Below are 13041 nucleotides of genomic sequence, written 5' to 3'. Positions count from 1 at the left end.
ACAAGCGCGACCGGTCGTTTTCGAGTGGCGTGTTTCACGTGAAACACGCCATTTTTTTCGTCTGCGCGGGGCGAGGCGAATCGCGCGCGGCGGAAGCCTATATAATCCTGCGATATTCCATCTTCAGGTTCGTGTCGTTCGCACACGAAATCCCAATGCTTTATCCCACAGAATTCGATGTGATCGTCGTTGGCGGCGGTCATGCAGGCACAGAAGCGGCCCTCGCGTCCGCTCGAATGGGCTGCAAAACACTGCTTTTGACCCACAATATCGAGACGCTGGGCCAAATGAGCTGCAATCCGTCGATTGGCGGCATCGGCAAAGGCCATTTGGTCAAGGAAGTCGATGCGCTCGGCGGCGCCATGGCAGCCGCAACGGACGAGTCGGGCATCCAGTTTCGCATTCTTAATTCGTCGAAGGGGCCGGCTGTCCGTGCCACGCGCGCGCAGGCGGACCGGCTGCTTTATAAGCAGGCGATTCGCCATCGGCTCGAAAATCAGCCGAATTTGTGGCTCTTCCAGCAAGCAGTCGACGATCTGATGGTCGAAGGCGATCGCGTCGTCGGCGCTGTGACGCAGGTTGGACTACGCTTTCGCGCGCGTGCGGTCGTGCTGACCGCCGGCACGTTCCTCGACGGCAAGATCCACGTGGGCCTCAATAATTACGTCGGTGGCCGCGCAGGCGACCCCGCCGCCGTGTCGCTCTCGGCACGATTGAAAGAGCTGAAGCTGCCGCAAGGCCGCCTCAAGACGGGCACGCCGCCGCGAATCGACGGCCGCACGATCGATTTTTACAAGCTCGAAGAGCAGCCGGGGGACCTCGATCCCATTCCCGTTTTCTCGTTCTTGGGCCGCGTCGAGCAGCATCCGCGCCAGATGCCGTGCTGGGTCACGCATACGAACGCGCAGACGCACGACATCATTCGCTCCGGATTGGATCGTTCGCCGATGTACACCGGCGTGATCGAGGGCGTCGGACCGCGCTATTGCCCGTCGATCGAGGACAAGATTCATCGATTTGCGTCGAAGGATGCGCATCAGATCTTTCTTGAGCCGGAAGGGCTGACGACGAACGAGTTCTATCCGAACGGCATTTCCACGAGCCTTCCGTTCGACGTTCAGCTGGAACTCGTGCGTTCGATGCGTGGCCTTGAGCATGCGCACATCCTGCGGCCCGGCTATGCGATCGAATACGATTACTTCGATCCGCGCGCGCTGAGGGCGTCGCTGGAAACGAAGGCAATCAGCGGGCTGTTCTTCGCCGGACAGATCAACGGCACGACCGGCTATGAAGAGGCGGCGGCTCAAGGGCTGCTCGCCGGCATCAATGCGGGCTTGCAGGTTCAGGGCAAGGAAGCATGGTCGCCGCGTCGCGATCAAGCGTACCTCGGCGTGTTGGTCGATGACCTCGTGACGCGCGGCGTCTCGGAGCCTTATCGCATGTTCACGAGCCGGGCGGAATATCGCCTTTCCCTGCGCGAAGACAACGCTGACATGCGCTTGACGGAAGTCGGGCGCGAACTTGGCGTGATCGACGATGTCCGCTGGGACGCATTCAGCCGAAAGCGCGACGCTGTTTCACGTGAAACAGAGCGTTTGCGCTCGACGTGGGTGAATCCGAAGACGCTGCCGGCAGAAGAGGCGACAGCGCTCCTCGGCAAGCCGATCGATCACGAGTACAGCTTGGCCGATTTGCTGCGACGTCCGGGCGTTTCGTACGATGGAATCTGCGCACTGCGTGGTGGCGATTGCGGTCCGGAAGCGCCGCTTGCCGACGATCGGGTGTTGCTCGCGCAGATCAAAGAGCAGATCGAGATTGGCGTGAAGTATCAAGGTTATATCGACCGCCAGGCCGATGAGATCGTCCGCAACGGAGCGCAGGAAAACACGCGCTTGCCCGACGGAATCGACTACAGCGAAGTGCGCGGGCTTTCGTTCGAAGCGCGCCAGAAGCTGTCGCAGCATCGACCGGAGACGATCGGGCAGGCGTCGCGTATCTCGGGCATCACGCCAGCCGCGATTTCGCTGCTGATGGTGCACCTCAAACGCGGGCTCGGACGTCGCGGCAAGAACGCCGGTGGCGATGCGGCATCCAGCACGACGGCGGCTCAATGACGGATCTGGCAAGAATGCTCGACGATGGCGCCGCGCAACTCGGCGTGGCGCTGTCGGCAGGTCAAAAGCAGCAATTGCTCGACTACGTGGCGCTCCTCGGAAAGTGGAATGCCGTCTACAACCTGACGGCCATCCGCGACCCGAAGCAGATGATGATTCAGCACATTCTGGATTCGCTCGCGATCGTCCCGGCGATCAGCGAGCGCACCGCATCCAACGTGCTCGATGTCGGCTCGGGCGGCGGACTGCCGGGCATCGTCATCGCGATCGCGTTGCCGAACGTGCACGTCACGCTGAACGATATCGTTCATAAGAAGACCGCGTTTCAATCGCAGGCGAAGGCGCATTTGGGCCTGTCGAACCTGTCGGTCGTGACTGGCCGCGTCGAGAGTCTGACGCCGGGCGTCGAAGTCCCGGAAAAATTCGCCGTAATCGTGTCGCGCGCATTCGCAGAGCTCTCGGATTTCGTTACACTTTCGCGTCATCTGGTGGCGGAAGGCGGCCGGATTCTCGCGATGAAGGGCGTCAAACCGGACGCCGAAATCGCCCGCTTGCCGGCCGACGCGACGGCAACGCGCATCGACCGCTTGACCGTGCCGATGCTCGATGCCGAGCGGCATCTGATCGAAGTCGCGTTCGATGCCTGAGTGCCCGCACCGACCCAGCCATGCTGATCTTCTGACAGCGAAGAAACGAGGACACTAAACGATGGCAAAAATCTTCTGCGTCGCGAATCAGAAGGGCGGCGTTGGAAAGACGACGACCGCGGTCAATCTCGCGGCGAGCCTCACCGGGCTCGGGCAGCGCGTGCTGTTGATCGACCTCGATCCGCAGGGCAACGCGACGATGGGCAGCGGCGTCGACAAGGCCGCGTGCGAGAACACGGTGTACGAAGTGCTCGTCGATGGCGTGACGTTGCGCGAAGCGCGCGTGCGTCCGGAAGCAGTCGGTTACGACGTGCTGCCCGCAAATCGCGAACTGGCGGGCGCTGAAGTCGAGCTTGTCGGCATGGAAAATCGCGAGCGGATTCTCCGCGACGCCATCGCCGATATAGCGGATGACTATGATTTCGTTCTGATCGATTGCCCGCCCGCGCTGTCATTGCTCACGCTGAACGCGTTGTGCGCGGCGCACGGCGTCGTCATTCCGATGCAGTGCGAATACTTTGCGCTGGAAGGGCTGTCGGACCTCGTCAACACAATCAAACAGATTCACGCGAACCTCAACCGCGATCTGAAGGTCATCGGCTTGTTGCGGGTGATGTTCGATCCGCGGATCACGCTGCAGCAGCAGGTGTCCGACCAACTGAAGGCGCATTTCGGCGACAAGGTTTTCGATGTCGTGATCCCGCGCAACGTGCGTCTCGCCGAGGCGCCGAGCTACGGGCTGCCGGGCGTCGTGTTCGACAAGTCGTCGCGCGGCGCGCAGGCGTACATCCAGTTCGGCACGGAAATGATCGAGCGCGTGCGCGCGCTGCAACCCCATTCGATGCGGCAGGAATCGCCGACGGAGGAATCGAAATGAGCGCTGTGATGAAGAAGAAGGGGCTTGGCCGCGGTCTGGACGCATTGCTCGGCGGCAGCGTGGATATCACCGAAGCCGTGCGCGGCGAGGGCACGCCCAATGTCTTGCCGCTCGACAAGCTGCAAGCAGGCAAGTATCAGCCCCGCACGCGCATGGACGAAGGCGCGCTGCAGGAGCTGGCGGCGAGCATCCGCGCGCAAGGCCTGATGCAGCCGATTCTCGTGCGCTCGATCGGCGATCAGCGGTATGAAATCATCGCGGGCGAGCGGCGTTTCCGCGCCGCGCGTCTGGCCGGCCTGGACGAAGTGCCGGTGCTCGTCAAGAACGTGCCCGATCAGGCCGCCGCCGCGATGGCGCTCATCGAGAACATCCAGCGCGAGGACCTGAATCCGCTGGAAGAGGCGCAGGGCATCCAGCGTCTGCTCGACGAGTTCACGTTCACGCACGAGCAAGCCGCCGAAGCGGTCGGCCGTTCGCGGAGCGCGGTGTCGAACCTGCTGCGTTTGCTGAACCTCGCATCGCCCGTTCAGACGATGTTGCTCGCCGGCGATCTCGACATGGGCCACGCGCGCGCGCTGCTCGCCGTCGATGCCGCCACGCAAATCCAGCTTGCCAACCATGTCGTGAATCGCCGTTTGTCGGTGCGTGAAACGGAACGCCTGGTCGCCGCGACGCTGAAGCAAACGCCCGCGACGAAAGCGCGTGCGGCCAACGACGGCGGCCGCGACACGCGACGCCTCGAAGAAGAGCTTTCGGATTTGCTCGCGGCCAGCGTCAAGATCAAGCTCGGCGGAAGAGGGCGCGGGAAGGTGACGATCGACTTCGGCAACCTCGACGCGCTCGAAGGCATCCTGACGAAGCTGCGCGGCAGCAACGTCGAAGCGCCGACGACCGCAGTCTGAGCCAGCCCCGGCTTTGTCCGAATTCAACGCGAAGGGCGTACGGCCCGACTGGTTGACGCGCGTCTGGAGAATCGTCTGTAAGGAACCGGTTCTCGCCATCCTCGTTGCGGCGCTGGTGCTCTTGCAGATCGTGCGCCCGCGCCCGTGGATATCGCTGCCGGGTCTCGTCGACTGGCAGACGGTACTGACGCTCGCGGGCTTGCTGATTTTGACGAAGGCCATCGAATATTCAGGATTCCTGATGTGGGCGGCGCATCGGCTCGTGCATCACATTCACGGCGTGCGCGGCCTTGCGCTCTTTCTCGTCGCGCTGGCGGCAGCGCTTTCGACGGTATTGACGAACGATGTCGCGCTTTTCGCCGTCGTGCCGCTCACGTTGTCGTTGCACAAGCTCGCGCCGTTGCCGATGAAGCGGCTCGTGATCGTGATCGCGCTGTCCGTCAACGCGGGATCGATTCTCACACCGCTTGGGAATCCTCAGAATCTTTTCCTATGGCAGACGAGCGGCGTGTCGTTCGGCGCGTTCGTGTGGGCGCTTTTGCCGCTCTGCGCCGCGTTGATGGCCTTGCTCGCCGTCGTCACCTTCGCGATGTTTCGCAACGCGCCGCTCGACCTTTCGGGCGATGTCGAAGCGCATCCCGTGGATCGCGTGCTGTGCGCCGTGAGCGCGGTCGCGTTCGCCGGCTTCGTGGCGCTCGCGGACGCGCATCATGCGGGGCCGGGGCTGGCCGCCGTCGCGATCGGCTTTCTATTGTGGCGGCGCAAGATCGTATTCAGCATCGACTGGCTTTTGCTGCTGATCTTCGTGCTGATGTTCATCGTGCTGCGCAGCGCGGCCGCGTTGCCATCGGTTCATGATGCGATCGCACATCTCGGCGTCGGCTCGCCCGTGCGTGCGTTCGCCGCCGGCGCGGTTCTGTCGCAAGGCATCAGCAACGTTCCCGCCGCGATCGTGCTCGCCGAGTTCTCGAAGGACTGGCGCGCGCTGGCGTTCGGCGTGAGCGTCGGCGGTTTCGGCGTCGCGATCGGCTCGCTCGCGAATCTCATCGCGGTCCGTTTGTCAGGCGAAAAGAACATGTGGATGCGATTCCACGCGGTCTCGATCCCGTTCTGGATCGCCGCGGCCCTGATCGGATGGGCGCTCGTTTGACGACTCGAACAACCCACGAAGCAATCTGAAATTCTGCTTGCAGTCACAAGAAAAATCTCGGTTTTGAGACCAATTTTCAAGCTCTCTTTGCTTGGCTTTTGACACACCTAAACTATTGAATCCGTGACAACAATCGCTTACAATCGCCCGGATTTATCAGCTAGGCCACCTCGAAAGCGCGACGAAAGCGCAGGGTGATTCCCCGGACTCTCGGTTGAGGGCTGGAAGACGGCGCGAGAGCAAAACGGGCGCGCGAGTCTTCAGCAAATGCGACGGAAATGCGCGAACGAAACATGCAAGTCAGCGCTCGCTCAACCGGCGATACCAACACATCCGGAAATCAGCCGCGCCCCTCTGACGACTCGTGGGATGCCGAAGCGCAAGATAACAATATCGTTCCGCTCACACGGGATCAGGCAGAGAAGCTGTTCGGCCCCGAAGTGAGTCGTCCATCGCGTGTCACGCCGTTTAGGATCGTGGCGGCGCAAATGGTTTTGTCCCTGGGTGCGACGCTCCTGTGGTGGCTGTTCTATAAGCCGCCGGGCGATGCTGCGCTGTCCGCCTTTCTGGGAGGAGCGATCTGCTGGCTGCCTGCCGCGCTGTTCGCGGCGCGTCTGCGAGCGAAGACCGGCGCGGAGACGATCATGAGCTGGATGGTCGGCGAAGCAATCAAGATGGGAGCGACGATTGCTATGTTCGTCGCGGTTGCATTCTGGTACAAGAGCGCGTTGTGGCTGCCGCTGCTCGTCACGTACATCGTGGCTTTGAAGACGTACTGGATTGCAATGGCCCTGCGATAACCCGGCGTGTTTGGCCGCGATGACCTCCCAGGTAAGTGCGGGACGGCTGCGCGGCAACTAGATTGAACATGTGCGGAACACGTTCCGCACACGGGCCTCCCGCCCCGGAGCCGCGACGCGAAGCGGCGGCTCGGATGCGGCAGGCGTCGAAAGATTTTTGACAATTTGGGTGGCTTTAACGATATGGCAGCTAGCGAAGGAACGCACGCTCTGGACCCGTCCGAGTACATTGCGCACCACTTGCAGAATCTTTCCACGCACACGCAGACGTCGATTTTCGACATTCACGTCTGGAATCTCGACACGCTGTTCTGGTCGATCGTGTGCGGTCTCTTGACCATCATCATTCTCGGTCTTGCCGCACGCAAGGCAACCTCCGGTGTTCCCGGGCGGTTCCAGTGCGCCATCGAGATGCTGGTCGAAATGGTCGAAGACCAGTCGAAGTCGATGATTCACGGCAGCCGCCGCTTCATCGCTCCGCTCGCACTGACCGTGTTCGTCTGGGTCGCCCTGATGAACTCGCTCGACTTCATTCCCGTTGATCTTCCGGGCCGCGTCATCGGCTGGCTGGGTCTGTCGGAAGTGCTGCCGCATCATCGCATCGTGCCTACGGCCGATCTCAACGGCACCATCGGCATCGCGCTCGGCGTGTTCGTGCTGATGATCTACTACAACTTCAAAATCAAGGGCGCCGGCGGCTTCGTGCATGAACTGCTGTCCGCTCCGTTCGGCGCGCATCCGCTCTTGTGGATTCCGAATCTCGCGCTGAACATCATCGAGTTCGTCGCCAAGACGGTTTCGCTCGGCATGCGGCTTTTCGGCAACATGTACGCCGGCGAACTGCTGTTCCTCCTGATCGCCCTTCTGGGCAGCATGTGGACGTTCGGTGCGGACGCTTCGTTGCTCGGCTTCATCGGCCATGTGGTCGCGGGCACGGTTTGGGCGATCTTCCACATTCTGATCGTGCTGTTGCAGGCGTTCATTTTCATGATGCTGACGCTGGTTTATATCGGCCAGGCGCATGACTCACACTGACGCGTTGCGGCACGTTCCGGAATCGTTCAGGTTTTAGGTTTTCGTTTTCTATAAATCCAGTTCCAAAGTCTTTAATCAAAGGAGTGATCATGCAAGCTTTCATCGCCAACATCCAGGGTCTGACCGCCATCGGTATCGGCATCATCATCGGCCTGGGTGCAATCGGCGCCTGTATCGGTATCGGTCTGATGGGCGGCAAGTACATTGAAGCATGCGCCCGCCAGCCGGAACTGATGAACCCGCTGCAGACCAAGATGTTCCTGCTGGCTGGTCTGATCGACGCGGCGTTCCTGATCGGCGTTGGTGTGGCAATGCTGTTTGCGTTTGCGAACCCGCTGCTCTCGAAGCTCGCAGGCTGAGGTTCCTCGGAACTGTGCGTCTGACTTTTAAAGACGCCTGAACGGAACGGGTGAGGCGCTGATCGAGCTCAACAAGCCGATGAGCGCCTTTTAACCGTTTCACCTCCGATCAAGCAACGTTTAAGGAAACACCGTGAATCTCAACGCAACCCTGTTTGCGCAAATGGTCGTGTTTCTGATCCTCGCGTGGTTCACGATGAAGTTCGTGTGGCCGCCGTTGATCAACGCCCTCGACGAGCGCTCGAAGAAGATCGCCGACGGCCTCGCCGCCGCCGACAAGGGCAAGGCGGAACTCGAAGCAGCGCACAAGCGCGTCGACCAGGAACTCGCCCAGGCACGCAACGACGGCCAGCAGCGTATTGCTGATGCCGAAAAGCGCGCTGCCGCCGTCGCCGAAGAAATCAAGGCCAACGCTCACGCTGAAGCCGCGCGTATCGTGGCGCAAGCCAAGGCGGACGCCGACCAGCAGGTCGTCAAGGCACGCGAAGCACTGCGCGCCGAAGTCGCCGCGCTGGCCGTGAAGGGCGCCGAGCAAATTCTGAAGCGCGAAGTCGATCAGAAGGCTCACGCCGATCTGCTGAATCAACTCAAAACCGAGCTCTGATCATGGCCGAACTTGCAACCATCGCTCGTCCTTACGCAGAAGCGCTGTTCCGCGTGGCCGAAACCGGCGATCTCGCGGGCTGGTCCACCTTCGTCGAGGAGCTGGCACAGGTTGCGCGTCTGCCCGAAGTGGAATCGGTCGCCTCGAGCCCGAAGGTGAGCCGCGAGCAGATCTCCGATTTGCTGCTCGCCGCGGTGAAGTCGCCGCTCGCCCAAGGCAATGCTCAGGCTAAGAACTTCGTGCGCATGCTGGTGGAGAATCATCGTCTGCCGCTGCTGCCGGAAATCGCCGTCCAGTTCGACGAGCTGAAGAACGCCCGTGAAGGTGCGGCCGACGCGCATATCGTCAGCGCGTTCCCCCTCGAAGGCGCACAGTTGAACGACTTGGTCGCAAGCCTCGAACGCAAGTTCGAGCGCAAGCTGAAGCCGATCGTCGAAATCGATCAGTCGCTGATCGGCGGCGTTCGCGTGACGGTTGGCGACGAAGTGCTCGATACCTCGGTCCGCGCGCGCCTCGCCAGCATGCAGACGGCTCTGACCGCCTGACGCTTCCAGGAAGCGCCTTAGCTGGCACGCAACAGAATTGACTATCAGGAGCGAATAATGCAACTCAATCCCTCTGAGATCAGCGAGCTGATCAAGAGCCGGATCCAGGGCCTTGAAGCGAGCGCGGACGTTCGCAACCAGGGCACCGTGATCTCCGTGACCGACGGTATCGTGCGTATCCACGGCCTGTCGGACGTGATGCAGGGCGAAATGCTCGAATTCCCGGGCAACACGTTCGGCCTCGCGCTGAACCTCGAGCGCGACTCGGTCGGCGCCGTTATTCTCGGTGAGTACGAGCACATCACGGAAGGCGACATCGTCAAGACGACGGGCCGCATTCTCGAAGTGCCGGTCGGCCCGGAACTGATCGGCCGCGTGGTCGATGCACTCGGCAACCCGATCGACGGCAAGGGTCCGGTCAACGCGAAGATGACCGACGCGATCGAAAAGATCGCCCCGGGCGTGATCTGGCGTAAGTCGGTGTCGCAGCCGGTGCAGACGGGTCTCAAGTCGATCGACGCCATGGTGCCGATCGGCCGCGGCCAGCGCGAGCTGATCATCGGCGACCGTCAGTGCGGCAAGAGCGCCGTGGCTGTCGACGCGATCATCAACCAGAAGGGCAAGGACCTCATCTGTATCTACGTCGCGATCGGCCAGAAGGCTTCGTCGATCATGAACGTGGTGCGCAAGCTCGAAGAAACCGGCGCGATGGCTTACACCATCGTCGTGGCGGCGTCGGCTTCGGAATCGGCCGCGATGCAATACCTCGCGCCGTACGCCGGCTGCACGATGGGCGAATACTTCCGCGATCGCGGCCAGGACGCGCTGATCGTCTATGACGACTTGACCAAGCAAGCATGGGCGTATCGTCAGATTTCGCTGCTGCTGCGCCGTCCGCCGGGCCGCGAAGCGTATCCGGGCGACGTGTTCTACCTGCACTCGCGTCTTTTGGAACGTGCTGCTCGCGTCTCGGAAGAGTACGTCGAGAAGTTCACCAACGGCGAAGTGAAGGGCAAGAGCGGCTCGCTGACGGCACTGCCCGTCATTGAAACGCAAGCCGGCGACGTGACCGCCTTCGTTCCGACGAACGTGATCTCGATTACCGACGGCCAGATCTTCCTCGAAACCGACCTGTTCAACGCCGGTATCCGCCCTGCGATCAACGCGGGCGTGTCGGTGTCGCGCGTCGGTGGTGCGGCTCAGACCAAGGTCGTGAAGAAGCTGTCGGGCGGTATCCGTACCGACCTCGCGCAGTATCGTGAACTGGCGGCGTTCGCGCAGTTCGCGTCGGACCTCGACGAAGCCACCCGCAAGCAGCTGGAGCGCGGCCGCCGCGTGACGGAACTGCTGAAGCAGCCGCAGTATCAGCCGCTGCAGGTGTGGGAGCTGTCGGTGGCGCTGTTCGCGGCCAACAACGGCTATCTCGACGATCTGGAAGTTGCGCAGGTGCTGCCGTTCGAAAAGGGCATGCGCGAATACCTGAAGACGAGCCATGCCGATTTGATCAAGCGCATCGAAGACAACAAAGACTTGTCGAAGGACGACGAAGGCGCACTGCATGCCGCGCTGAAGGACTTCAAGAAGTCGGGCGCTTATTGATCGGGACAGAGGAGCCACGCGCGGCGCATCATCGAATGAACGCCGCGCGGCTTCGATCAAGGAGTAAGCAATGGCTGGAATGAAGGAAATTCGCGGCAAGATCAAGAGCGTGCAAAACACGCGCAAGATCACGAAAGCGATGGAAATGGTCGCCGCATCGAAGATGCGCCGCGCCCAGGAGCGCATGCGTTCCGCCCGTCCGTATGCCGACAAGGTCCGCGCAATCGCCGCGCACATGAGCGCAGCGAACCCCGAGTATCGTCACCCGTTCATGGTGAAGAACGACGGCGCGAAGACGGCCGGCCTGATCCTCGTCACGACCGACAAGGGTCTGTGCGGCGGCATGAACACGAACATCCTGCGTGCGTCGCTGAGCAAGATCAAGGAACTCGACCAGTCGGGCGTGTCCGTTGAAGCGTCGGCGATCGGCGGCAAGGGGCTCGGCTTCCTGAACCGGTTGCGCGCCAAGGTCGTGTCGCAAGTCACGCAACTGGGCGACACGCCGCATCTGGAAAAGCTGATCGGCGCGATCAAGGTGCAGCTCGACCTGTATTCGGAAGGCAAGATCAACGCGGTGTACCTCGCGTACACGCGCTTCGTCAACACGATGAAGCAGGAAGCGGTGATCGAGCAGTTGCTGCCGCTGTCGGTCGATGACCTGCAACAGAAGGGCGCGGACGGCGAGACGCCGAAGACGTCGTGGGACTACATCTACGAGCCGGACGCTCAGACGGTGGTGGACGATTTGCTCGTGCGCTACGTGGAAGCGCTCGTGTATCAGGCGGTCGCGGAAAACATGGCGTCGGAGCAATCGGCGCGCATGGTCGCGATGAAAGCCGCGTCCGACAACGCGAAGACCGTGATCAACGAACTGCAGCTCGTCTACAACAAGAGCCGCCAGGCCGCGATTACGAAAGAATTGTCGGAAATCGTCGGCGGCGCCGCAGCGGTCTGACGGCCGCGTGAAAGAACACAGTATCTAAAGGAAATGCGATGAGTACCACTGCTTTGGTAGAAGGCAAGATCGTACAGTGCATCGGCGCCGTTATCGACGTGGAATTCCCGCGTGCGCAAATGCCGAAGATTTACGACGCGCTCATTCTGGAAGGCACCGAACTGACGCTCGAAGTCCAGCAGCAGCTGGGCGACGGCGTGGTGCGCACCATCTGTCTGGGTGCCTCCGACGGTCTGCGCCGCGGCACCATGGTCAAGAACACGGGCAAGCCCATCAGCGTGCCGGTCGGCAAGCCGACGCTCGGCCGCATCATGGACGTGCTCGGCCGTCCGATCGACGAAGCCGGTCCGATCACGTCGGAAACCACGCGCTCGATCCACCAGCACGCGCCTTCGTTCGACGAACTGTCGCCGTCGACGGAACTGCTCGAAACCGGCATCAAGGTTATCGACCTGATCTGCCCGTTCGCCAAGGGCGGCAAGGTCGGTCTGTTCGGCGGTGCAGGCGTGGGCAAGACCGTGAACATGATGGAACTCATCAACAACATCGCGAAGGAACACGGCGGTTACTCCGTGTTCGCGGGTGTAGGTGAGCGTACCCGTGAAGGGAACGACTTCTATCACGAAATGAAGGACTCGAACGTTCTGGACAAGGTCGCGCTGGTGTACGGCCAGATGAACGAGCCGCCGGGCAACCGTCTGCGCGTTGCGCTGACCGGTCTGACGATGGCCGAGCACTTCCGTGACGAAGGCCTCGACGTGCTGTTCTTCGTCGACAACATCTATCGTTTCACGCTGGCGGGTACGGAAGTGTCCGCTCTGCTCGGCCGTATGCCTTCGGCAGTGGGCTATCAGCCGACGCTGGCTGAAGAAATGGGCAAGCTGCAAGAGCGCATCACGTCGACGAAGACCGGCTCGATCACGTCCGTGCAGGCCGTGTACGTCCCTGCGGACGACTTGACCGACCCGTCGCCGGCTACGACCTTCGGCCACCTGGACGCAACCGTCGTGTTGTCGCGTGACATCGCATCGCTCGGTATTTATCCGGCAGTGGACCCGCTCGATTCGACCTCGCGTCAGATCGACCCGAACGTGATCGGCGAAGAGCACTACTCGATCACGCGCGGCGTTCAGCAAACGCTGCAGCGCTACAAGGAACTGCGCGACATTATCGCGATTCTGGGCATGGACGAACTGTCGCCGGAAGACAAGCTGTCGGTCGCGCGCGCTCGTAAGATCCAGCGTTTCCTGTCGCAGCCGTTCCACGTTGCTGAAGTGTTCACGGGTTCGCCGGGCAAGTACGTGCCGCTGAAGGAAACCATCCGCGGCTTCAAGATGATCGTCGAAGGTGAATGCGATCATCTGCCGGAGCAGGCGTTCTACATGGTCGGCACGATCGACGAAGCCTTCGAAAAGGCCAAGAAGATCCAGTAAAGGCGAGTGTGTCTCTGAGGG

The 13041-nt window shown here is 61.5% G+C and carries 13 protein-coding genes; all 13 read left to right on the top strand.

Features of this window, described 5'->3' with window-relative positions:
• The first annotated feature begins 155 nt into the window (after window positions 1-155).
• Complete coding sequence (gene mnmG, locus NCR39_RS13680; RefSeq protein WP_250452649.1) at window positions 156-2114, top strand: tRNA uridine-5-carboxymethylaminomethyl(34) synthesis enzyme MnmG; 1959 nt, start codon at window positions 156-158, stop codon at window positions 2112-2114.
• Window positions 2111-2761, top strand: coding sequence for a 16S rRNA (guanine(527)-N(7))-methyltransferase RsmG (rsmG, locus tag NCR39_RS13675; protein ID WP_250452648.1), 651 nt, complete (start codon window positions 2111-2113; stop codon window positions 2759-2761). Before mnmG ends, rsmG begins: the two co-directional genes overlap by 4 nt.
• A gap of 61 nt (window positions 2762-2822) precedes the next feature.
• Window positions 2823-3638, top strand: a complete 816-nt coding sequence (locus NCR39_RS13670) for a ParA family protein (RefSeq protein ID WP_250452647.1) — start codon at window positions 2823-2825, stop codon at window positions 3636-3638.
• Window positions 3635-4540 (top strand): ParB/RepB/Spo0J family partition protein, encoded by a 906-nt coding sequence (locus NCR39_RS13665; RefSeq protein WP_250452646.1) that lies wholly within the window; start codon window positions 3635-3637, stop codon window positions 4538-4540. The genes NCR39_RS13670 and NCR39_RS13665 overlap by 4 nt, the downstream gene beginning before the upstream one ends.
• A 52-nt stretch (window positions 4541-4592) precedes the next feature.
• Window positions 4593-5690 carry an SLC13 family permease gene (locus NCR39_RS13660; RefSeq protein ID WP_250452787.1) on the top strand — a complete coding sequence of 366 codons (1098 nt, stop codon included), beginning with the start codon at window positions 4593-4595 and terminating at the stop codon, window positions 5688-5690.
• 293 nt (window positions 5691-5983) lie between these two features.
• Window positions 5984-6490 (top strand): ATP synthase subunit I, encoded by a 507-nt coding sequence (locus NCR39_RS13655; RefSeq protein WP_250452645.1) that lies wholly within the window; start codon window positions 5984-5986, stop codon window positions 6488-6490.
• Window positions 6491-6673: 183 nt separating this feature from the next.
• Entirely contained in the window at window positions 6674-7525 is an 852-nt protein-coding gene (gene atpB, locus NCR39_RS13650) for a F0F1 ATP synthase subunit A (protein WP_250452644.1), read from the top strand.
• 89 nt (window positions 7526-7614) lie between these two features.
• Window positions 7615-7884 (top strand): F0F1 ATP synthase subunit C, encoded by a 270-nt coding sequence (gene atpE, locus NCR39_RS13645; protein WP_007180033.1) that lies wholly within the window; start codon window positions 7615-7617, stop codon window positions 7882-7884.
• 133 nt (window positions 7885-8017) lie between these two features.
• Complete coding sequence (locus tag NCR39_RS13640; RefSeq protein WP_250452643.1) at window positions 8018-8488, top strand: F0F1 ATP synthase subunit B; 471 nt, start codon at window positions 8018-8020, stop codon at window positions 8486-8488.
• A gap of 2 nt (window positions 8489-8490) precedes the next feature.
• Window positions 8491-9033 carry a F0F1 ATP synthase subunit delta gene (locus tag NCR39_RS13635; protein WP_250452642.1) on the top strand — a complete coding sequence of 181 codons (543 nt, stop codon included), beginning with the start codon at window positions 8491-8493 and terminating at the stop codon, window positions 9031-9033.
• A gap of 57 nt (window positions 9034-9090) precedes the next feature.
• Window positions 9091-10632 carry a F0F1 ATP synthase subunit alpha gene (atpA, locus tag NCR39_RS13630; RefSeq protein ID WP_040052832.1) on the top strand — a complete coding sequence of 514 codons (1542 nt, stop codon included), beginning with the start codon at window positions 9091-9093 and terminating at the stop codon, window positions 10630-10632.
• A gap of 70 nt (window positions 10633-10702) precedes the next feature.
• Entirely contained in the window at window positions 10703-11587 is an 885-nt protein-coding gene (gene atpG, locus NCR39_RS13625; RefSeq protein ID WP_250452641.1) for a F0F1 ATP synthase subunit gamma, read from the top strand.
• Window positions 11588-11625: 38 nt separating this feature from the next.
• The gene (atpD, locus tag NCR39_RS13620; RefSeq protein WP_040052834.1) at window positions 11626-13020 is read left to right on the top strand and encodes a F0F1 ATP synthase subunit beta; all 1395 of its coding nucleotides are present in this window, start codon (window positions 11626-11628) and stop codon (window positions 13018-13020) included.
• The last annotated feature ends 21 nt before the right edge of the window (window positions 13021-13041 follow it).

The sequence above is a fragment of the Caballeronia sp. ATUFL_M2_KS44 genome (assembly GCF_023630965.1).
Lineage (GTDB): Bacteria > Pseudomonadota > Gammaproteobacteria > Burkholderiales > Burkholderiaceae > Caballeronia > Caballeronia concitans.
Note: the sequence above shows the minus strand (reverse complement) of the source record. Positions and strands in the feature narration are given on the sequence as shown.